At 46.7% G+C, this 18,505-nt stretch carries 22 protein-coding genes; 19 read left to right on the top strand and 3 right to left on the bottom strand.

From position 1 onward, the window contains the following. Nucleotides 1–1,359, top strand: coding sequence for a TRAP transporter large permease (locus C504_RS0115750; RefSeq protein ID WP_018690333.1), 1,359 nt, complete (start codon nucleotides 1–3; stop codon nucleotides 1,357–1,359). Nucleotides 1,360–1,368: 9 nt separating this feature from the next. Beyond that, entirely contained in the window at nucleotides 1,369–2,145 is a 777-nt protein-coding gene (locus tag C504_RS0115755; protein ID WP_018690334.1) for an IclR family transcriptional regulator, read from the top strand. Nucleotides 2,146–2,448: 303 nt separating this feature from the next. On the opposite strand, the gene C504_RS0115760 is transcribed toward C504_RS0115755, so the two are convergent. Further along, nucleotides 2,449–3,357, bottom strand: a complete 909-nt coding sequence (locus C504_RS0115760) for a LysR family transcriptional regulator (RefSeq protein WP_026317573.1) — start codon at nucleotides 3,355–3,357, stop codon at nucleotides 2,449–2,451. 95 nt (nucleotides 3,358–3,452) lie between these two features. On the opposite strand from C504_RS0115760, the gene C504_RS0115765 reads away from it, so the two are divergent. Both C504_RS0115765 and C504_RS0115770 read left to right on the top strand, forming a co-directional pair. Next, nucleotides 3,453–4,094: a DsbA family protein gene (locus tag C504_RS0115765; protein ID WP_018690336.1), complete on the top strand. Its 642-nt coding sequence runs from the start codon at nucleotides 3,453–3,455 to the stop codon at nucleotides 4,092–4,094. A 22-nt stretch (nucleotides 4,095–4,116) separates the two neighbouring features. Then, complete coding sequence (locus tag C504_RS0115770; protein ID WP_026317574.1) at nucleotides 4,117–5,013, top strand: MBL fold metallo-hydrolase; 897 nt, start codon at nucleotides 4,117–4,119, stop codon at nucleotides 5,011–5,013. Nucleotides 5,014–5,434: 421 nt separating this feature from the next. Here the strand turns inward: C504_RS0115770 and C504_RS0115775 are convergent, their stop codons facing one another. Next, complete coding sequence (locus tag C504_RS0115775) at nucleotides 5,435–6,340, bottom strand: LysR family transcriptional regulator (protein ID WP_018690338.1); 906 nt, start codon at nucleotides 6,338–6,340, stop codon at nucleotides 5,435–5,437. A gap of 158 nt (nucleotides 6,341–6,498) precedes the next feature. Between C504_RS0115775 and C504_RS0115780 the strand changes: the two genes are divergently transcribed. The 15 genes from C504_RS0115780 to C504_RS19150 all read left to right on the top strand — a co-directional run bounded on the left by C504_RS0115780 (nucleotide 6,499) and on the right by C504_RS19150 (nucleotide 17,477). Further along, nucleotides 6,499–7,545 carry an ABC transporter substrate-binding protein gene (locus tag C504_RS0115780; protein ID WP_018690339.1) on the top strand — a complete coding sequence of 349 codons (1,047 nt, stop codon included), beginning with the start codon at nucleotides 6,499–6,501 and terminating at the stop codon, nucleotides 7,543–7,545. Then, nucleotides 7,542–8,348: an ABC transporter ATP-binding protein gene (locus C504_RS0115785; protein WP_018690340.1), complete on the top strand. Its 807-nt coding sequence runs from the start codon at nucleotides 7,542–7,544 to the stop codon at nucleotides 8,346–8,348. The genes C504_RS0115780 and C504_RS0115785 overlap by 4 nt, the downstream gene beginning before the upstream one ends. After that, nucleotides 8,348–9,160 carry an ABC transporter permease gene (locus C504_RS0115790; protein WP_018690341.1) on the top strand — a complete coding sequence of 271 codons (813 nt, stop codon included), beginning with the start codon at nucleotides 8,348–8,350 and terminating at the stop codon, nucleotides 9,158–9,160. The genes C504_RS0115785 and C504_RS0115790 overlap by 1 nt, the downstream gene beginning before the upstream one ends. 40 nt (nucleotides 9,161–9,200) lie before the next feature. Next, nucleotides 9,201–10,568 (top strand): FAD-dependent oxidoreductase, encoded by a 1,368-nt coding sequence (locus tag C504_RS0115795; protein WP_018690342.1) that lies wholly within the window; start codon nucleotides 9,201–9,203, stop codon nucleotides 10,566–10,568. A gap of 11 nt (nucleotides 10,569–10,579) precedes the next feature. Then, entirely contained in the window at nucleotides 10,580–11,749 is a 1,170-nt protein-coding gene (locus tag C504_RS0115800; protein ID WP_018690343.1) for a CaiB/BaiF CoA transferase family protein, read from the top strand. Then, the gene (locus C504_RS0115805; RefSeq protein WP_018690344.1) at nucleotides 11,746–12,519 is read left to right on the top strand and encodes an enoyl-CoA hydratase-related protein; all 774 of its coding nucleotides are present in this window, start codon (nucleotides 11,746–11,748) and stop codon (nucleotides 12,517–12,519) included. The genes C504_RS0115800 and C504_RS0115805 overlap by 4 nt, the downstream gene beginning before the upstream one ends. Nucleotides 12,520–12,522: 3 nt before the next feature. Then, a complete protein-coding gene (locus tag C504_RS0115810; RefSeq protein ID WP_026317578.1) occupies nucleotides 12,523–12,849 on the top strand; it encodes a ferredoxin family protein in 327 nt (108 codons plus the stop codon). A gap of 20 nt (nucleotides 12,850–12,869) precedes the next feature. Then, on the top strand, nucleotides 12,870–13,739 hold the full coding sequence (locus tag C504_RS0115815; protein WP_018690346.1) for a dihydrodipicolinate synthase family protein: 870 nt from the start codon (nucleotides 12,870–12,872) through the stop codon (nucleotides 13,737–13,739). 12 nt (nucleotides 13,740–13,751) lie between these two features. Then, nucleotides 13,752–15,188: an aldehyde dehydrogenase family protein gene (locus C504_RS0115820; RefSeq protein ID WP_018690347.1), complete on the top strand. Its 1,437-nt coding sequence runs from the start codon at nucleotides 13,752–13,754 to the stop codon at nucleotides 15,186–15,188. Nucleotides 15,189–15,190: 2 nt separating this feature from the next. After that, the gene (locus tag C504_RS0115825) at nucleotides 15,191–15,658 is read left to right on the top strand and encodes a deoxycytidylate deaminase (protein WP_018690348.1); all 468 of its coding nucleotides are present in this window, start codon (nucleotides 15,191–15,193) and stop codon (nucleotides 15,656–15,658) included. Between the two features lie 88 nt (nucleotides 15,659–15,746). After that, complete coding sequence (locus C504_RS19135) at nucleotides 15,747–16,043, top strand: transposase (RefSeq protein ID WP_018690349.1); 297 nt, start codon at nucleotides 15,747–15,749, stop codon at nucleotides 16,041–16,043. A gap of 52 nt (nucleotides 16,044–16,095) precedes the next feature. After that, nucleotides 16,096–16,191 (top strand): hypothetical protein, encoded by a 96-nt coding sequence (locus C504_RS19140; protein ID WP_425393388.1) that lies wholly within the window; start codon nucleotides 16,096–16,098, stop codon nucleotides 16,189–16,191. Further along, nucleotides 16,191–16,484 carry a DDE-type integrase/transposase/recombinase gene (locus C504_RS19145; RefSeq protein WP_425393389.1) on the top strand — a complete coding sequence of 98 codons (294 nt, stop codon included), beginning with the start codon at nucleotides 16,191–16,193 and terminating at the stop codon, nucleotides 16,482–16,484. Before C504_RS19140 ends, C504_RS19145 begins: the two co-directional genes overlap by 1 nt. A gap of 69 nt (nucleotides 16,485–16,553) precedes the next feature. Next, the gene (locus C504_RS18095; protein WP_245555245.1) at nucleotides 16,554–17,036 is read left to right on the top strand and encodes a helix-turn-helix transcriptional regulator; all 483 of its coding nucleotides are present in this window, start codon (nucleotides 16,554–16,556) and stop codon (nucleotides 17,034–17,036) included. Between the two features lie 258 nt (nucleotides 17,037–17,294). Further along, nucleotides 17,295–17,477: a helix-turn-helix transcriptional regulator gene (locus C504_RS19150; RefSeq protein WP_018690352.1), complete on the top strand. Its 183-nt coding sequence runs from the start codon at nucleotides 17,295–17,297 to the stop codon at nucleotides 17,475–17,477. 55 nt (nucleotides 17,478–17,532) lie between these two features. Here C504_RS19150 and C504_RS0115845 read toward each other — a convergent pair whose 3' ends face one another. Continuing rightward, complete coding sequence (locus C504_RS0115845) at nucleotides 17,533–18,348, bottom strand: hypothetical protein (protein ID WP_018688447.1); 816 nt, start codon at nucleotides 18,346–18,348, stop codon at nucleotides 17,533–17,535. Nucleotides 18,349–18,505: the final 157 nt, after the last annotated feature.

Genomic DNA, 18,505 nt, shown 5'->3' on the forward strand with positions numbered 1-18,505 from the left:
ATGGCTGACAGTACTATAATTACTATCATTTCACTGGGCGTCACATTTTTATTCATGCTGGGCGTCCCTGTCTTTTTGATCATAGCTTATTGGGTGGTCGGCACCACCTTTGTTTTGGGGCAGTCACTGGACAACATTGGCTCAGCTTTGTCAGATGTGTTTACCGATGGCTTTGCACTCTTGGCTATGCCGTTATTTATTTTGACAGGAGATCTAATCAACAAGTCCGGCATCGCCAAACGCTTGTCTGATTTTGCTTATTCTTGTCTGGGCTGGCTGCGCGGCGGTCTGGCGATGGCCGCGATCGGCGCCTGTGGTTTGTTCGCTGCGATATCAGGTTCGAACTCGGCCACGACCGCCACAATTGGATCGATGCTTCATCCAGAAATGGTCAAGGGCGGTTATGACGAACGGTTCTCGGCTGCAACGGCTGCAGCGGGCGGAACGGTGGGCATCATCATTCCTCCGTCGATCATATTTATTGTCTATGGTTATCTGATGAACCTGTCGATCTCCGATCTGTTCATCGCTGGTATCGTTCCTGGCGTGTTGATGGTGTTCGCTATGCAATTCGTCTGCTGGATCATCTGCCGCATTAATGGTTGGGGACACCTCATACCGCTGAACATCAATCGCATTTTGAAAACCGGCTTTGGTGCTTGGCTTGGCTTTTTTGCTATTGGTCTTGTGCTGTGGGGCATTTACACAGGAAAATTCTCTCCTACAGAGGCTGCGGCAGTGACCGTTGGATTCTGTTTGATCGTTGGTATAATTTGCTATCCGCTGAATAAGATGATGAAAAATGATGCGGAGACACCGGTTCAGGATAAAACCTATGCTGATATGCTGGTGGTTGAAGGTTTCAAATTAACTGAAGTTCCTTCAGTTGTTGTGAGGTCCGCGCAGATTACGGGCATTCTCGCTCCACTGATCGGCGTTTCAGTGGTAATGCAACAAAACCTGTCATTGCTAGGCGCACAGCAGATCATTGGCGATTTTGTCACGGGCATGGGCGGCTATTATGCGGTTCTATTGACAAGTATGGCGATTGTTTTTGTTGCAGGCATGGTTTTGGAATCGCTTCCGGTGACCATCATTCTCGCTCCAATCTTGGCGCCGATTGCAGCCTCTGTGGGTATAGATCCAGTCCATTTTTCAGTGATATTTCTTGTCGGCGCGTCAATCGGATTTGTCACACCGCCCTATGGTCTGAATCTCTATGTCGCATCTGGCGTAACTGGGGTTCCATACTTTCGGTTGCTGAAATATACATTACCGTATTTAGTGGCTTTGCTCACTACATGGTTCCTTGTAGCACTGATACCGCAATTGGCGCTGGTGCTGGTGCCGAAAATATAGAGAATTTAAATGATCGAACCTGGAAATACCAATGAAGATGGGGTCATCCCGACCAATCTTCGTCTATTGATGGTTCTTGAAGAAATGGCTTCGGTCGGTGTTCCCATAACACCGACCGAAGTCAACCAAGTTCTGGGCTTACCTAAACCCACTATTCATCGACTGTTCGCCACGTTGGAAGCCGAAGGCTTTATCCAACGTGATATAGACGGACGCAGCTATTCACCTGGACAGCGGATGCGGGCTCTTTCATCTGGTATTCTGTCGTCATTACGTATTCGAACTGCACGATTGGCGATATTGACTAGGCTTGGCGAAGAAATCGGGGAGACCTTGAATGTAGCGCTGCCTGAACGAGACGGTATGATATATATTGACCGTGTTGAAACAAAGTGGCCCTTACGGATACAGCTGCCGATTGGAACGCGAGTCCCATTTTACTGTACCGCAAGTGGAAAACTGTATCTTAGCTCGCTCAGTCCTCGGCACTTGGATAATTATGTCCACGCCACCATACTAAAACAACATACCAAACGAACTTTGACCAATCCGGATAAGCTAATCCTAGAAATTGAGGGCGTGCGCGAAAAAGGCTATTCCATAGATGAGGAAGAGTTCATGGATGGTATGATCGCCGTTGGCGTTCCCATCACCGAAGCAAATGGTCGACTGGTATCAACGCTCTCTTTCCACGCACCGGTGCAACGTCTGTCTATGAAGGGCGCGCTACAGCATATTGACGCGCTGAAACAGGCCGCTGCGCACTTATCGTCTTTGTTAGTCTAACTGTTTAATCCCACAAGTAATCGTGTGCTGTAGGTGAAGCGTTTGGTAAGTATAGAGAAAAGAGCACTTTAATTGATGTTCTATTCTACGTTGCCCCTTCCAAAGTAAGGGGGCAGGCCACCAGTTCTAAATGCAGGTTGCAATGAGAGGCGGGATATTTCTTGAAATGATTTGCCATTTACGTTGCTGGAAATTGAAGCTCAAACTTCATTAGAGGTATAATAATATCAAGCCTCGCGGTTATTCTGTGGCAGTAAATTTTCTGTACTGGAATTAGATGCAACTCATTGATATTCTCCTATATCAACTATCGATACGCGCTTTTTCTGCACGTCTTAGCATTTCAATAAAGGCAGTGACCTTCCCAGCGCGGAATTTTGATGCAGGGAGGACCGCGGAGATGTCGCCTTCTGGGAGCTGCCAATCTGGTAAAACCTGTATTAGTTTTCCTTCGATTAGGTCTTTTTGAACAAGATAGTCTGGCAGTATAGCAAGGCCAGCACCATTTTTGACTGCCTCTTTGATCGCAGGCGCGCTATTAATCGATAGATTACTTTTTAGTTTTACCGATATTCGTTTATTGCCAGTCGTTTTGAACTGCCACTGCAAGGGATCTGATATTGCGGTGTTTGCTATGAAATCGATGCCAACTAAATCATTGGGATGCTTGATGTGAGATAGCAGAGCGAATTTATCCGCAGGGCCGACTAGAAGTTGTTTAAATACTCCCAATTTGCGTGCAAGTAATCCTGAATCGCGAAGCCAACCAACACGTATTGCTAGATCAAGGTTCCCAGCCATGAGGTCGCTATGATTGTCCCCCAAATATAGCTCAACCTGGCAATCGGGATAGTTGCGCCGGAAGGCTGCAACTAACGGTGTAACTATGGCCTTCCCGTAGTCATTGGGTGCTGTAACTCGCAATGTTCCTATTGGGTTTTCAGTCAGTTGCGAAAGTGCGCTGAATGCTTCTTCTGCCTCATTTAAAATCGATGCGCAGTGCTCGTAAAAAATTTTGCCAACTTCGGTTGTGCTAACTTTTCGAGTGTTGCGAACCAGAAGCGTTGCCTGAAGCTCTTGTTCGAGCTGTGACACCTGACTACTGACTACAGCTTTAGTCACGCTTAGGCGTTCGGCAGCATTGGTAAAAGACCCAGTTTCGACTACGGCTGCAAAATATGAAAGTCTATTTAGATTGTGAGCTTTGGACATGAATGATTGTAAGCTTTTAGCATACAGCTTGTCAAAAACGTTTATCTTATCATGACTTGTTCCAGCCTCTATATCTCCGATTAAGGAGACAATATATGACCCCGACAATCAATTTGCATTACCTTTTTGATCCCCTATGTGGGTGGTGCTACGGCGCCTCAGACACAATAGTTGCACTTGGACAACATCCATCGATTAATCTGAACCCATTGGTGACAGGGTTATTTTCATACAATGGCGCACGCCCGATCAAAAGCTTTGCAGCAAAAGCATGGGCTAATGATCAGCGTATTGCCGCCTTGAGTGGAAAAGAATTTAGCGAATTTTACCGTCGTGACGTATTGGGATCTGAGGTTGCGTTGCTCGATTCTACTGTCGCCACACAAGCGGTCACTGCGGTGGCTAACACTACTCCCGATCGCGTTGTCGAAGCGCTCGTGACCATCCAAACGGCACGCTATGTTCATGGCAAGGATGTGACATCACCTGTTGTTGTCGCTTTGCTTCTTGAAGATCTAGGCCTCCTTAATGCGGCTGCACGCATTAAGGCGCCTGATAAATCTCTATTACAACTGGTGCGTGAGAGCATCGTAACCGCACGGCAGATGATGTCGACATTCAATCTGCAAGGGGTCCCAGCTCTGATAGCAGGCGCGGGCGGCGAAAACCGCGTTCTAAACGCAGACGTACTCTATTCTGGAACAGATGCTGTTCTGACTTCACTCGATCTAGCTTAACCCCTCATCTCATAAGGACTTAATGATGAATCGTAGAACTATTTTAAAACTTACAGGCACAGCGAGCTTAGCCGCCATAATATCACCCAACATTTCATTTGCAGAATCGCAAGGACTAAAATGGGTTCATTTTCCGGCAGGAGAAAACGGCTTCAACCGTGCACCGGTTTTTGTGTACGGCGAGAATGAAGGCGTTTTGATTGATGGCGGATTTACCCTGAAGGATGGTCTTGCTGTTGCCAATGAAATTAAGGCTATGGGCGTTAGGTTGTCAACGATCTATGTTAGCCAAAGCGATCCTGATTTCTATTTCAGCTTGCGACCAATTGTTGAAGCATTCCCCAATGTCCGCATCATTGCGGCAAAAGAAACAGTTGATGCAATCAATGCTAATGTTGCAAAGAAAGTTGAGACTTGGAGTTCTCAACTCGGAGAAAATGGCCCGCAATCTGTTAGTGACATTATCATTCCTGTGATTGATGACAGCAGAACGCTCAACGTCGACGGCCATATAATCGATGTTATCCCTTCTGAAGGATTGGCCAATCGTCGCTATCTGTGGGTTGATGACCTGAAAGCTGTGTTTGGAGGTGTACTGGTATTCTCTGGCACGCATGTGTGGACAGCAGATACGCCAACTAAAGAACAGCGACGTGCATGGGTTGATACTCTGGATTCAATAATTGCTCTAAATCCTCAGATTATTATTCCAGGCCACATGACGATTGGCGCGCCATTGGGAATTGCAGCCGCGCAATTTACCAAGGATTATCTTTTAGCCATAGAAGAAGAATTAGAGAAAACAAACTCATCAGCAGAACTAATTGAAGCAATGACAACACGCTTTCCTGAACTGGGAATGGGCGTTGCATTAAGTGTTGGTGCAAAGGTTTTAACTGGCGAAATGAAGTGGGGATAGTTTAGCCCATTTTGACTAGGGTATCATTCGATCTTTGAGTAAACGTAAGAGGAAAACGGCCAATCTGTTAGGGCGTTTTCCTTTTATATTGTGATCGAAGGCGCAAGTGTTGTCAGTATTCACCGTGGCATGAAGTGGTGAAGTATACGTAATTTATGTTAAATCGCGTCTCGATCTCTGTTCGCGAATGTTTCTCGTTTTAAAATTATGAGCTCATTAAAACTGTTTCGTGAGCAACCAGAACTTTACAATACCAATTGTTAACAGAACTGTGGCGCTACTTTTACAGCGCTTCATGAAGTTTCTTTGCCAGTCTCCATGATTAAGTGAATTGCAAAATTTTTAGCAGAGGCTCTAATATCATTTACTGACATTACTTAGCTACTATTAAAAAAATAGTGTTTTTTTCATAGATTGCAGGTCATGAGTCCATTCGAATTGCCCTAAAGGTTTTTGCGATTTCGTTACAAAGTAGATGCTTTACTGGTGCGAAATTCACTTTCGATGATACAAGCACTGCAATCTTTAAGCTGTTTAGTTCGGCAATATCAAGCGGTATAAACCGCACAGTCTCAGCTTCTATCTCATCCAAGAAGCCAAGCTTGGTATACATTCCAATGCCAGAATTTTGCAAAATCATCTCTTTGGCTAACGGCAAAGAGTTTGTGAACGTACGTGTGCCCAGTGATGGTGCCAGATTATCAAAGATTCGATCGAGTAAAGAGTGACCGCCGCGCGCATCAATAGTACGGATCAGCGGGTAGCCTTTCAAATCTTCAATAGATAATTTGTTGCGTTCTGCCAGTGCATGATTACGCACCATAACGGCACCGATTGGGCAAGATTTTTCAGTAAGAGTACGAACTCCTGGTTGATCCTCGAACCAGAATGATAAACCAATATCCGCATCACCATTTGCAATGGCCTTTACCACATCGTCTGGCTGTGCCGTTTTTACTGAATAAGTAACCTGCGGGTAGTTCTTTGAGAACTGGCTGAGGACACGCGGCAGTATACCTAATGTAATTGAGTCTAGAGATAAAATCTCCATATGCCCCGTACGCATGTCACGAATATCTTCAATTAAGACACTCATTCGATCATACTCGAACAATGTCTTTCGGCAATGTTCTAGGACAATACTGCCCGCGCTGGTCAACTTCACGCCGCCAGGATTTCTGTGGAAAAGTTTTATGCCTAATTCTTTCTCCGTGCTGATGATTTTTCTGTTGACCGTTGTTGATGACATATTAAGCACGGCTGCTGCTTTTCTAATCGAACCCTGACGCGCAACCTCATCAAAATACCTAAGAAATGTGCTGTGCATGATTATCACTGCCTATTGTTTATGCCGGTGCAAAAAATGCCTCACGGTTAGCATCATATAGCACTATCAGCATTGCAAATTCTATTGTTAGCTTCAAATCAGAGGTTTTCAGTTTCGTTTGTTTCCGACAATCCCCCCTCAATAAAGGAGTAAGTAACATGAAAAACGACCCCGCTTTGTCCATAGGACGCAGAACCCTTCTAAAGGGGGTTGGTGCGGCTGCAGGGCTTGCTAGCGCTGGTTCGCTGCTCTCAGTTGTCCCTGGTCGCGCTCAAGATCTTTATAAAATTAAATTGCAACTTGGTTGGCTTGCTTCAAATGGTGTTCTTGGTGAAGTGGTTGCTGCTGGCCGTGGTTTCTTTGAAGAAGAAGGCCTCGAATTAGAGATTGTCGCCGGTGGTCCAAATATTGATGGTGTTGCATCTGTTGCATCAGGTGCCAATAATTTGGGGTCAATTTCATCCAGCCCTTCGCTAATGTTGGCGCGCTCTGCTGGACTTCCAATTAAATGTATTGCCGCTGGTTACCAGCAACACCCATTCACTTACTTTTCGCTTAGCGACAAGGGTAATGTTAAAGTTCCGCAAGATCTGATTGGTAAGAAAGTCGCTACGCAGGGTACCGCGCGCATTTTAATCAGAGCACTTCTGGCTAAAAATGGTATTTCTGAAGACGATGTAGAAGTCTCAGTTATGGGTGGTGATATGTCTCCGCTAATGACCGGGCAGGTCGATGTTGCTACGGGTTGGGATACTAATGTAGGAGCGCTATCCGTACTTGGCGATAAACGCGTTGATATGAGCCTGTGGGACACAGGCATAGAGCTTTACGCTAACCCTTATTATACTACGGATAAAATGCTTACTGAGCACGGCGACAAAGTTGCCGGCGCGATCCGCGCGATTTCTCGTGGTTGGGGGTGGGCTTATGAAAATGTCGAAGCGGCTGTCGATATGCTCGTCGAGCGCTATCCGAACCTAGATAAGGCGAGCGAGATGATCGCTGTACCGATGGTGCTGGCTTATTCCTTCAATGAGAAAACAGCAGCTAAAGGCTGGGGTACCATGACAAAGGAAAACTGGCAAAACCAGATCGATATTTATGATAGCCTGGAACAATTTACGAATGAGACGCCAGAGGTTGATGATATTATGACGCTGGACGTTCTTGAAGCAACTGCAGACACACGCCCGACATTCGGATGAGTGCTATGTTGAACCAGGAATTGAATCCATCAACACCTAACAGCATGATGGCCGCCACATTGAAGGAGGCGTCCGTCAAATTTGGAAACTTTACGGCGCTTCAAGATATCAGTCTGGATATACCGGAAGGGGACTTTTGGACAATCCTAGGTCCCTCCGGTTGTGGTAAATCGACTATGTTGCGACTGGTATCTGATTTGATACCAGCGGCAAGTGGTGAGGTTTCTGTACTAGGGAAGTCAACACAAGAAGCTCGTCTTGCAAGAGAGTTTGCTTTTGTCTTTCAAGATGCAACTTTGTTAAATTGGCGTTCGGCTTTGAAAAATGTGGAACTGCCACTCGAAATTGGACGTAAGCGTGGCATTGATATCCCTAAAGGTAATCGGACGCCGCGAGAACTTCTGAAATTGGTTGGATTGGAAGGCAGAGAAAATGCGCTGCCGCATGAATTATCTGGCGGTATGCGTCAACGTGTGGCGATCGCTCGTGCATTAGTTTGCCAACCAAAATTATTGCTCATGGATGAACCTTTTGGTGCCCTAGATGAAATGACACGTGACCATCTAAATTTACAGTTGCTGGAAATTTGGAAGGAAACAGGCACGACAATCCTTTTTGTAACGCACTCGATCGCTGAAGCCGTATTTTTGGGTCAGAAAGTATTGATGCTTCAGGCTCACCCTGGGCGTGTGAAGGAGCTGGTTGATATCGATTTGCCTGAACCACGCGCCGTTAAGGTTCGCGATACCGCACAGTTCACTGCTTATTGCAGTCGGCTGCGTGAATTGCTGGAGGAGTGCTAATGACCGCGATTGTTCAAAACGGTAATGCAGCAGATGCAAATAACGAAGTGGCTGATAGACCATCACGAAATTATAAAAATTTAAGCAACTTCGCTGTGCCGTTGGGTACTGCGATCAGCTTAATCGCCATTTGGCAATTGGGTGTACGGTTGTTCGATGTGCCGACTTACATTGCACCAGCGCCGAGCGATGTAGCTTTTACTTTTGTCAATGAATTTTCGCTTCTTGCACGTAATTTTTGGCCGACGTTTATAGAAAGTGTAAGTGGCTTCATTGTAGGGAATCTTGCTGCGATATTGATAGCTATTGCATTCGTTCACAGCCGTACGGTTGAACGTGCTTTCTTTCCTATTGCCGTATTCATCAACACTATTCCCATTTTGGCAATCGCACCAATATTAGTTTTGATTTTTGGGTCCGGCATGACAGCTAAAATCGTCATCGCAGCGTTAATTTGTTTCTTTCCAACATTGGTAAATATGGTTCGAGGTCTACAAGCCGTAAGGCCAGAGACATTGGAATTAACACGCATTTTGTCGGCATCGAAGTCAGAGGTTTTCTGGAAAATCCGACTGCCATCATCGCTACCGTTCTTGTTTTCAGCGCTCAAAATTGCAGCAACTACCTGTGTCATAGGCGCGATTGTGGGTGAGTGGATTGGTGCCGATGTTGGGCTTGGTGCTTTGATTATCGACAGCACCTTCAATTTTAGATCGCCGCTGCTCTACGCCACGGTTTTCGTTTCATCAGGTTTATCAGTGCTCATGTTCGTGCTGGTCGTCATCACAGAAAAGCTTGTCGTGCGCTGGTAAGACACCGCGCCTCATTCGCTAAAATTTATTGGAGGAAATTATGTCAGAACGTCAGACAACCCATGTGCGCGTCGAAGGCGCGGAATTACCAGTAGTCGCTGATTGTGATGTCGTTGTTGTCGGTGCGGGGCCAGCTGGCCACGCAGCAGCCGTCTCAGCAGCACGCAACGGCATGAATGTGACTTTGCTGGAGCGTTATCACCATCTCGGTGGCATGGCATCTGGTGGTATGGTCCTTGTGCTGGATGATATGGTCAATGAAGGTAACGAGATTGTCACTACTGGCATTGTCGATGAATTTGTTGAACGTATGAAACGTCAAGACGGTGCTGTGTATCCACCGAAGGAAGAATGTCTAACCAATTGGGAGATGTGGCAAAAATGGTCCCGTTGGGGCTGTATCGATTTTCATAAGTCAGTTTCACCTCAACCGATTATTCATGCGGTCGCTTTTGATCCAGACGCTTGGAAACGTGCCAGCTTGGATATGGTTCGTGATGCTAAAGTAAATCTACGGACACATTCATGGTTCTCTGACGTACTGATGGAAAATGGTCGGATCACAGGCGTAATAGCGCAAACCAAACTTGGGCGCCAAGTCATCCGCGCCAAGATGGTCGTTGATGGTACAGGAGATCTAGATGTCGGTGTTGCTGCCGGTGCAGATTATACTGATGGTCAATATATTGTGACGACGGTGTTTCGATTATGCGACGTGGATACAGCTAAGGCCGAAGCGTTCGAATACAACAATCCTGAAGAGTACAAGAAGATTGACCGCGAAGCGCGCCGAGTCATTGGTGGTGCTTGGGGTATGTGGTGGCTGAAAACACCATTGCCCGGTATCGTTTGGTGTAATTGCCCACACATGCCTGGCTATGACGGTTTGTCACCGGAAGACATGGTCGCTTCGGAATATGAAGGCCGTGAGCGTATGATGAAACTTTTGGATTATGCACGCAAAAACATCCCTGGGTTTGAGAATGCTAAAATGCTGGGTGCTGCGGAGCAAATGGGTGTTCGCCAGACACGCCTTCTGCAAGGGGAGTATGTGGTAAATAAAGATGATGTTAAATCACGTCGATATTTCCAAGACACAGTTTGTCGTGGGCGCGATTATTACACACCTTACCGCGCACTTTTGCCGAAGGGCATTGATAATTTGATTGTTGCTGGACGTCATTATTCAGTCGACAGCGATGCGCAAAAACTCTCTCGTGAAATTCCACCTTGTATGGCGCAGGGAGAAGCTGCCGGTGTCGCGGTTTCCATTGCGATCAAAGAAGGCAAAGCTCTTCGTGATGTTGATCACCGAGCAATTCAAAAACAGATGCGCGCACAGGGTGCTGACCCAGGTGATGTTCCGTCAGCAAATGCGCTGATCGAAGATACCGTCGCAGCCGAATAAGGAATAATATTATGTCAGAACAAGTTACTCCGCTTGGCGGAACCCGTGTGCTCGACTTCACACAAGTTATGATGGGGCCATGTGCAACACAAACCCTTGGTGATTTTGGTGCTGATGTTATCAAAATCGAGCGCCCTATAGCTGGCGATTTATCCCGTAATTTCTTCGGCGTACCAACCGAGGAAGCTATGAATAATGCGGTCTTTGCATCACTAAACCGTAATAAACGGTCGGTCGTGATCGACACTAAGTCAGAAGAAGGTCGTAATGCTGTTTTTGAACTGGTGAAAACAGCAGATGTGGTAGTAGATAATTTCCGCGCTGGTGTCATGGAACGTTTGGGCTTTGGCTATGAAGCGCTTGCGAAGATTAATCCGCGTATCATCTGTGCATCGGGAACCGGTTATGGCCCGAAAGGACCTTATGCCCACAAGGGCGGACAGGACGTTTTGGCGCAGGCAATGAGTGGTGTGATGGATAAAACCCAAGATCCATCTATTCCCAAATCTATCTACCCAACAACACTTTGTGATTATTCTGCTGGCATGCATTTGGTTCAAGGTATTCTTGCTGCACTATTGATGCGAGAGAAAACAGGCCGCGGACAGCAAATCAATGTTTCGCTCTATGACAGCATGATCGCCATGCAGATGCAGGAAGCTGCGCAGTGGTCAAAGCACAATGAAGTGCTGAATTGGGCTGCAATGCCGCTAACGGGTGTGTTTGAAACAACAGACGGCGCAGTTGTTGTCGTCGGGGCATTCAAAGCCAATCCTCTTCACGATATCTGCAACGCCTTGGAAATAGATGACTTGTCACCGCAATATCCTGACCTTCCAATGCAGCGTCAACATAAGCCGTTTATTCAAGAAGTCTTTGCTAAAGCATTTGCAACCAACACCAATGCTTACTGGTTAACGCGACTTGAAGCTGAAGATCTGTTGTGCGCTCCCGTTAGATCTCTTGGGGAAGCGCTGGACGATCCACAAACTGCAATCAATGATATGCTTCATCGGATTGATCATCCTGTGTTGGGAGACATCACGCTTGTGGGATCGCCCGTACATTTGAGCGAGGTGCCAATGAAAGTGCACCGGATGCCACCCAAGCTCGGTGAGCACACCGATGAAGTGCTCGGCGAAATTGCAGAGGCAAAAAATGCTGCGAGGCGAGTAGGGTGAGCATTCTCTTTAACATTGAAGGCCAAGTTGCTCGCATTACCATCGATCGGCCAGATCGTATGAATGCTGTTGATCGCGAGGCGCACAAACGGCTCGTTGAGATATGGGATGAGATCGACACTAACCCTAATATTCGCTGTGCAGTTCTAACTGGATCAGGGGAACGTGCTTTTTGCGCCGGTGCTGATTTGAAGGACGATAGTGGTTTGTCTGGCGTTGAATATTGGGAGCAATTAGGGGCAGATTTCGGAGGTATTTCTTTGAGAAAAAGCCTGTCAAAACCTGTGATTGCTCGCGTTAACGGGCTGGCTTTAGGTGGTGGATTTGAAATGGTGTTGGGTTGCGACATCATTGTTGCCGCTGACAACGCTCGTTTTGGTTTGCCTGAAGCCAAAGTTGGTCGGCTGCCGCTTGATGGCGGAATGGTGACTTTGCCACGCCTTATGCCGCGTAATATCGCTGTTGGCATGATGATGACGGGACGAATGGTTCCTGCGCTACAAATGGCTCAGTATGGATTGCTAAATGCAGTGGTGAAATTTGATGATCTTGACGCTGAGGTCGACCGTTGGGTGAGCGATATTTTAGCTGCTGCACCACTCAGTGTGCAGGCGATTAAAGCAACGGTACGTCGCACAGCACATCTAGATACGCAGGCTGCTTATAACACGCGTCTCCCTGAACTGATTGCAGCGTTGGAATCTGTTGATGCCGAAGAAGGCGTTCTTGCATTTCGTGAAAAGCGGGCGCCGGTTTGGAAAGGTCAGTAATCTATGGCCTTGGTGATCATCAGCCCCTGTCTCGACATTAAGGACGGTATTTGCACCACGTCATGTCCTGTCGATTGCATCTATGAGGGGGAACGAATGTTTTACATTCACCCTACAGAATGCATCGAATGCGGCATGTGCGAAACGATCTGTCCTGTTGATGCTATTCGTTATGATGATGAAGTGCCACAGGGTGAAGAGGAATTTGCAGCGCTAAACGACACGGTTTTCCGTGGAGTTGACGGTTCACTCAATGAACCTGGCGGATGGAAAAAGGGTCAGAAGCCCTTAAGCGATCCGCAAAAATTAAAATCACTGACCGAGAAATAATAAAATTGAGGAGGAAACTTATGCAGGGTGTAATCGCTGCTGTTCCAACAGCTATTGACGCAAGCGGCGTGCCGCAACGCGTGCCATTTATTGAGCATTGCCAGTGGGCCCTCGATAATGGTTGTGACGGTCTCAACATTCTTGGATCGACGGGGGAGGCCAACTCCATTTCCAATGATAATCGGAAAACCATAATGGAATGGGCAGCTGCTGATCTTGACGTATCACGGCTGATGGTTGGCACCGGCACGCCGTCGCTTGAAGATACAATTACGTTGACTAAACATGCAGATGACTTGGGTTACGGTATAGCACTGGTGTTGCCGCCATATTACTACAAGCCTGTTAGCGACGAAGGTCTGTTTGCTTGGTACGCTGCTCTAGAACAAGCTTTGTCCGGTCGGAAAATAGAAATTTATTTCTATAATTTTCCTCAGATGACGGGAATTGAAATTCCCGTGTCGGTTATTGCAGCACTTGCTGAGAGTAGCCCCAAACGGTTTACTGGAATCAAGGATTCTTCTGGTAATCTTGAATATTGCCGCGCGGTACTTACCGTCGCACCAGCTCTAAAAGTGTTCCCAAGTTCGGAAACCTCGCTCGGTGATGCTGATGAGAGCGGATTTGCAGGGTGCATTTCTGCAACGGTAAATATCACTGCGCCGCTCTGTGCTGAAGTTTGGGCTGAACGGCACAGTCCTAATGTGCAAACGTTAAAGAAGATCAGCGAACAACGTACCGACATTACAAAGGCCGGTCTCGTTCCAGCGATTAAATACCTTGTCGGAGAGCGTTCCGGTAACCGACTTTGGCAAACCTGCCTGCCGCCATTCATGACAACCCCAAAGGCAACAGCTGAACGGTTGATCTCAAAACTTTCTCAAAATTGATGGACTGAATAGATGACAAAACATACTTCTTATATCGGCGGAAAATGGGTTGATTTTGGCAACTACAAGCCCAACCTGAACCCTGCAAATACGGATGACATAATTGCTGAGTTTTCTTACGGAGACAGCAATGCAGTGGACCAAGCAGTCCTTGCAGCACAAAAAGCACAAAATGGCTGGGCTAATGCAACACCGCAAGTGCGTCACGATCTTCTTGAAGCCATTGGTGTAAAGCTAGCTGATCGCGTTGAAGAGTACGGTACAATGTTGGCGCGTGAGGAAGGTAAAACGATTGCGGAAGCTAAGGGCGAAACAATGCGCGCTTCGCAGGTATTCAAATTTTTTGCCGGTGAGGCCTTAAGGCTCGGCGGCGAACTTCAGTCATCGGTTCGTCCAAATGTTGATGTTGAAATCACCCGTGAACCTGTTGGTATAGTCGGATTGATCACACCTTGGAACTTTCCGATTGCGATACCGGCTTGGAAAATTGCGCCCGCGCTTGCCTTTGGTAATTGTGTAATTATTAAACCGGCTGGCCTGACCCCGGGCTGCGCCCATATTATCGCAAAACTTATGGACGAATGTGGGTGCCCACCGGGTGTGTTCAACCTTGTGTTTGGCGGCGGTTCCACAGTCGGTGACGCTATTGTCAAACATCCTGCTATTGAAGCGATATCCTTCACCGGTTCAGTAGCGACGGGCAACAATATTGCCGAGATTTGTGGCCAACTTAGAAAGAAAGTCCAATTAGAAATGGGTGGTAAAAACCCTATGGTGGTCATGGATGACGCGGATCTTAAACTGGCTGTTGATGCTTGTCTTAATGGTGCGTTTTTCTCGACAGGACAGAGATGCACTGCATCCTCTCGTCTTATCGTACAAGAAGGCATTCATGATAAGTTTGTCAAAGAGCTGACGAAGGCTGTAACCGCACTAAAAGTAGGCGATCCACTTGATAGTTCGACTCAAATCGGCCCGGTGATTGATGAAGCACAGCTGCAATCGAATCTCGATTACATTGAACTTGCCAAGAAAGAGGCCGAATCTGTAATCGGCGGCGAACGGCTTGAACTTACTACGCCCGGATATTTTCAAGCACCTGCACTTTTTGTAGGTACAACGAACGATATGCGCATTAATCGTGAAGAGATCTTTGGTCCCTGTGCATCAATTATCAGAGTCAAAGATTTTGAAGAAGCAATTGATGTTTCCAATGACACTGAATTTGGTTTGTCGGCAGGCATATGCACGGCTAGCTTGAAGTCTGCGCGTGAATTTAAACGGCGTTCACAGGCGGGCATGGTCATGGTGAATTTGCCAACTGCTGGCGTAGATTACCACGTTCCTTTTGGTGGCCGAAAGGGCTCTTCTTTTGGTCCGCGCGAGCAGGGTCGTTATGCAGCTGAATTCTACACAATCGTAAAAACAGCTTATGTGTTTGCGGGTTGATCATGGATAGCAAAGCAAAAAAATGGGCTAATCGTTTTTTGGGTTTATGCAATCATGTTGCTTGTTGGTCTGAGGATCGTGATTTTCAGGTGGGATGTGTTGTTGTAGGTGCGGATCATGAGGTTCGCACCTTGGGTTATAATGGCTTGCCGCGTGGTGTAAAAGATATTGACGATGCACGCTTTGACCGCGCCAGTGGAGAGAAATTTCACTGGATTGAACATGCTGAACGCAACGCAATATATAATGCAGCGCGTGCTGGTGCCGACCTTGCCGGTTGCACATTATATGTCAACCGATTCCCGTGTGCCGATTGTGGACGTGCAATTATACAAAGTGGGATTACATGTGTTGTCTGTCCACCTATTCCCTCAGCGGACGGGGCACTTGATCACAGTTTTCAGGTTTCAAATGTCATGCTGAAAGAGGCAGGCGTGAAATTGCAAATTATGGACCAATCAATGTGTTGAAACACAGAACACTTAAGTGATTTGGGTCCCGTTCAAGGGGCTGTCAGGGGAACTTGCCGCTATTTGAAAACCGCGATAATTTTTGAACATGAAAACGAAAAATATTTTTAAGTATTTTAAAACTTCGCCTGAAATCATCAAACTAGCGGTGATGTATTATGTTCGGTTTACACTCAGTTTGCGGCAGGTGGAGGATATTCTGCACGAACGCGGAATCGATATTTGTCACGAAACTGTGCGATCTTGGTGGAACCGTTTTGGGCCGATGTTGGCAAAAGAAGTTAAACAGCATCGGGCAGGGAGCCACTTAAACTGGCGTTGGCATATAGATGAAGTTTTCGTCAGAATAAATGGTGAAAGATACTATCCGTTGACCGGCAGGTGAATGCGCAGCAATCACCGAGAGGTTTTGGCGCGCGATTGACCAAGAAGGAACAGTGCTGGAAAGCTATGTTTCAAAGCATCGAGATCGCCGCGCGGCATTGAAAGTATTACGAAAACTGCTTTCGATATATGGTTCTCCTGCTGAATAGTGACGGATAAAGTAGGCTCCTATGGAGCTGCTTTGCGAGACCTTGGTATCCGCCATCGCCATGAAACAGGGCAGTATCGAAACAATCAGGTTGAGAATTCCCATCTTCATTTTAGGCGACGAGAACGCGCAATGGGACGCTTTCGATCAATGGCAAGTTTGCAAAAGTTCTCGTCCATTCATGCTGCATTTTTCAACCAATTTAGCCACCAACGTCATTTTCTAAGCCGACCCAGTTTTAAACATTTACGCGACCAGTCTCTAAACGACTGGCGCATTTTGTGCGCGACATAATGATTATTTGTGTGGCTTTTCACCCCAGCTTAAAGTTACCCTGACAAGACCTCGGTGCCAGAGGTTTTCGTGCTGCTCATCAGTGTTACGGCGATGCGCGCGGCGGGTAACCTTCCATTCTCAGAGTTGGCTGATGCAGGACTTGCCAAGACCGAAAAAGCCTTACCAGGTGACAAGGTGCGCGATCTGCGCGCATTCCTTGACTGCCTTCATATTGGTCAGCTGTCGCCCCTACAGGATTTGAACGACATGGGCAGAATAGACCCCGAACTCTTGCCCTCGTTTGAAGCAGCCTTTCTAGGGCGGCACCTCATTCGATTTGGCTATCGCGACGCAAAGGGACGCCACATCACGCGTGAAGTGGAACCGCAAGCGATGCTGATCCTACCTCCGCTATGGTATCTCGTTGGGTGGGATCCGATGCGCGACGATTTTCGGCACTTCCGTTTGGATAGGATCAACAACCCGGAAGCAGTTCCTGATATCAGCTTTCGGCGCAAACATGTGCCGTTTGAAGACGACGTCTGCCCGTATATCGAATTGCAGATGTGATCGGCGAAGCGGTCATTCGACTAGGGCACAGCATTGATCATTTTGGGCACAAACCCGTCGTTCGTTGCGTATAACACGAAGGTCAGCAATGGGCCGAAAGCGCCAGAGCAGGTTAGCTTGGAGGCGGCTCATTTGGGCGATGTAAGGTGCTGTTCTGAGAGGGTGGACGCTCGTTGAAAAAATAAATTTCTATGTCCAGATTTTAAATGATGCTGCCTGTCGATAGTTTTCTCTCAAATGGATGTTGGAGAAAACGAGATGAGTACTGTTTTAGCATATTCGATAGATGAGGGTGCTCGGGCACTTGGTATAAGCAGATCGCTTTTCTATCAGCTCGTGAAATACGGGGAGATCAAAATTGTAAAAATTGGAAGACGGTCGGTAGTGCGATCGCAAGAGCTTGAGCGCTATCTCAACTCGTTAGAAGTCGGTGGAAATTAGTGCCATGAAGCTTAACCGAAAGGACTCGTATACATTTTAAAATAGAAAATGGGGCTTATTCAGACACAAGTGCTTTTTTGAAATGCTGAGCAACTAATGAGTTGAGTTGGAGAGGGGATAAATCGGCATGTTTGAAGAATAGTAGTCCGCTTTGCAAATACCGAATAAACGGATTGGTTTCGCCTTCTGATCTTAAAGGTAAGCCCAGTTCTGGATCAGCATATTCAGCCCAAATTTTTGTGAGGTTTTCTAAAAACCGCATCGTGGGTTCATCTGTTTTTCTGACCTTGGAGGCGTCTATCTCTTGAACGTGTAATCCGTCATTTGTATTCGTAATATAATGGCCAACCTCACGTGCAGCCGCAGACAGGATGAATTCTTCCAGAGCTAATTCATCTGCCATTTCTTGGAGCTGCTCAACTTGCTGCGTCTCGCTGTTTAGACGACGATTAATATCTGCCGATTGATCAGCTGCGCAATTTTTTAAAGTGTGTTCAGTTCGCGAGAGGCGCGCTTTTTTTGCGTTCAACGCCGCAGTTGTGGCTGCAAGCCCGTTTTGGATTTGCTGTAGATCATTTAAGAGTTCTTGAGTGACCTCAGGCTCTCGCTCATGCCGGCTTAATTCCATCCTTATCCAGCGATAAGCGATGGCTAACTCTTCGTCTGAGATATCTGAACCCAGCAAGCTACGTTTTCTTTTGATCTCCGTCAGCATCGAGGTCATATGGTAAATAACTTCAGATGGATTACCGAGAGGCTTCCAATTTAGAGCCTTAATTGTAGCAATCGTCTGTAATTCGTCATCTAGAGGCGCCCAGTTAAACAAGTCGCCGCTATCTATTACATTCGCAATATCTCCGATCTGTACCATTTCATCTCACTCAACTGCACATTACTCATATTTTTTTAAGTTAGCTTGTCACTTAGAAAAAAAGCAGTCTTGGGTTGGACTATGCACGAATTTTATTTTTGGGTAACAGCGGGGTAACAGAAAATATGATATTGGTAAAAGCTAATTGATTGAAATT

It is taken from the genome of Ahrensia kielensis DSM 5890 (genome assembly GCF_000374465.1).
Taxonomy (GTDB): Bacteria; Pseudomonadota; Alphaproteobacteria; order Rhizobiales; family Rhizobiaceae; genus Ahrensia; species Ahrensia kielensis.

Bases quoted from the DNA above. Each gene is read 5' to 3' on its own strand.
- C504_RS0115750 (WP_018690333.1), top strand. From the start codon at position 1: ATGGCTGACAGTACTATAATTACTATCATTTCACTGGGCGTCACATTT.
- C504_RS0115755 (WP_018690334.1), top strand. From the start codon at position 1,369: ATGATCGAACCTGGAAATACCAATGAAGATGGGGTCATCCCGACCAAT.
- C504_RS0115760 (WP_026317573.1), bottom strand. From the start codon at position 3,357: ATGTCCAAAGCTCACAATCTAAATAGACTTTCATATTTTGCAGCCGTA.
- C504_RS0115765 (WP_018690336.1), top strand. From the start codon at position 3,453: ATGACCCCGACAATCAATTTGCATTACCTTTTTGATCCCCTATGTGGG.
- C504_RS0115770 (WP_026317574.1), top strand. From the start codon at position 4,117: ATGATGAATCGTAGAACTATTTTAAAACTTACAGGCACAGCGAGCTTA.
- C504_RS0115775 (WP_018690338.1), bottom strand. From the start codon at position 6,340: ATGCACAGCACATTTCTTAGGTATTTTGATGAGGTTGCGCGTCAGGGT.
- C504_RS0115780 (WP_018690339.1), top strand. From the start codon at position 6,499: ATGAAAAACGACCCCGCTTTGTCCATAGGACGCAGAACCCTTCTAAAG.
- C504_RS0115785 (WP_018690340.1), top strand. From the start codon at position 7,542: ATGAGTGCTATGTTGAACCAGGAATTGAATCCATCAACACCTAACAGC.
- C504_RS0115790 (WP_018690341.1), top strand. From the start codon at position 8,348: ATGACCGCGATTGTTCAAAACGGTAATGCAGCAGATGCAAATAACGAA.
- C504_RS0115795 (WP_018690342.1), top strand. From the start codon at position 9,201: ATGTCAGAACGTCAGACAACCCATGTGCGCGTCGAAGGCGCGGAATTA.
- C504_RS0115800 (WP_018690343.1), top strand. From the start codon at position 10,580: ATGTCAGAACAAGTTACTCCGCTTGGCGGAACCCGTGTGCTCGACTTC.
- C504_RS0115810 (WP_026317578.1), top strand. From the start codon at position 12,523: ATGGCCTTGGTGATCATCAGCCCCTGTCTCGACATTAAGGACGGTATT.
- C504_RS0115815 (WP_018690346.1), top strand. From the start codon at position 12,870: ATGCAGGGTGTAATCGCTGCTGTTCCAACAGCTATTGACGCAAGCGGC.
- C504_RS0115820 (WP_018690347.1), top strand. From the start codon at position 13,752: ATGACAAAACATACTTCTTATATCGGCGGAAAATGGGTTGATTTTGGC.
- C504_RS0115825 (WP_018690348.1), top strand. From the start codon at position 15,191: ATGGATAGCAAAGCAAAAAAATGGGCTAATCGTTTTTTGGGTTTATGC.
- C504_RS19135 (WP_018690349.1), top strand. From the start codon at position 15,747: ATGAAAACGAAAAATATTTTTAAGTATTTTAAAACTTCGCCTGAAATC.
- C504_RS19150 (WP_018690352.1), top strand. From the start codon at position 17,295: ATGAGTACTGTTTTAGCATATTCGATAGATGAGGGTGCTCGGGCACTT.
- C504_RS0115845 (WP_018688447.1), bottom strand. From the start codon at position 18,348: ATGGTACAGATCGGAGATATTGCGAATGTAATAGATAGCGGCGACTTG.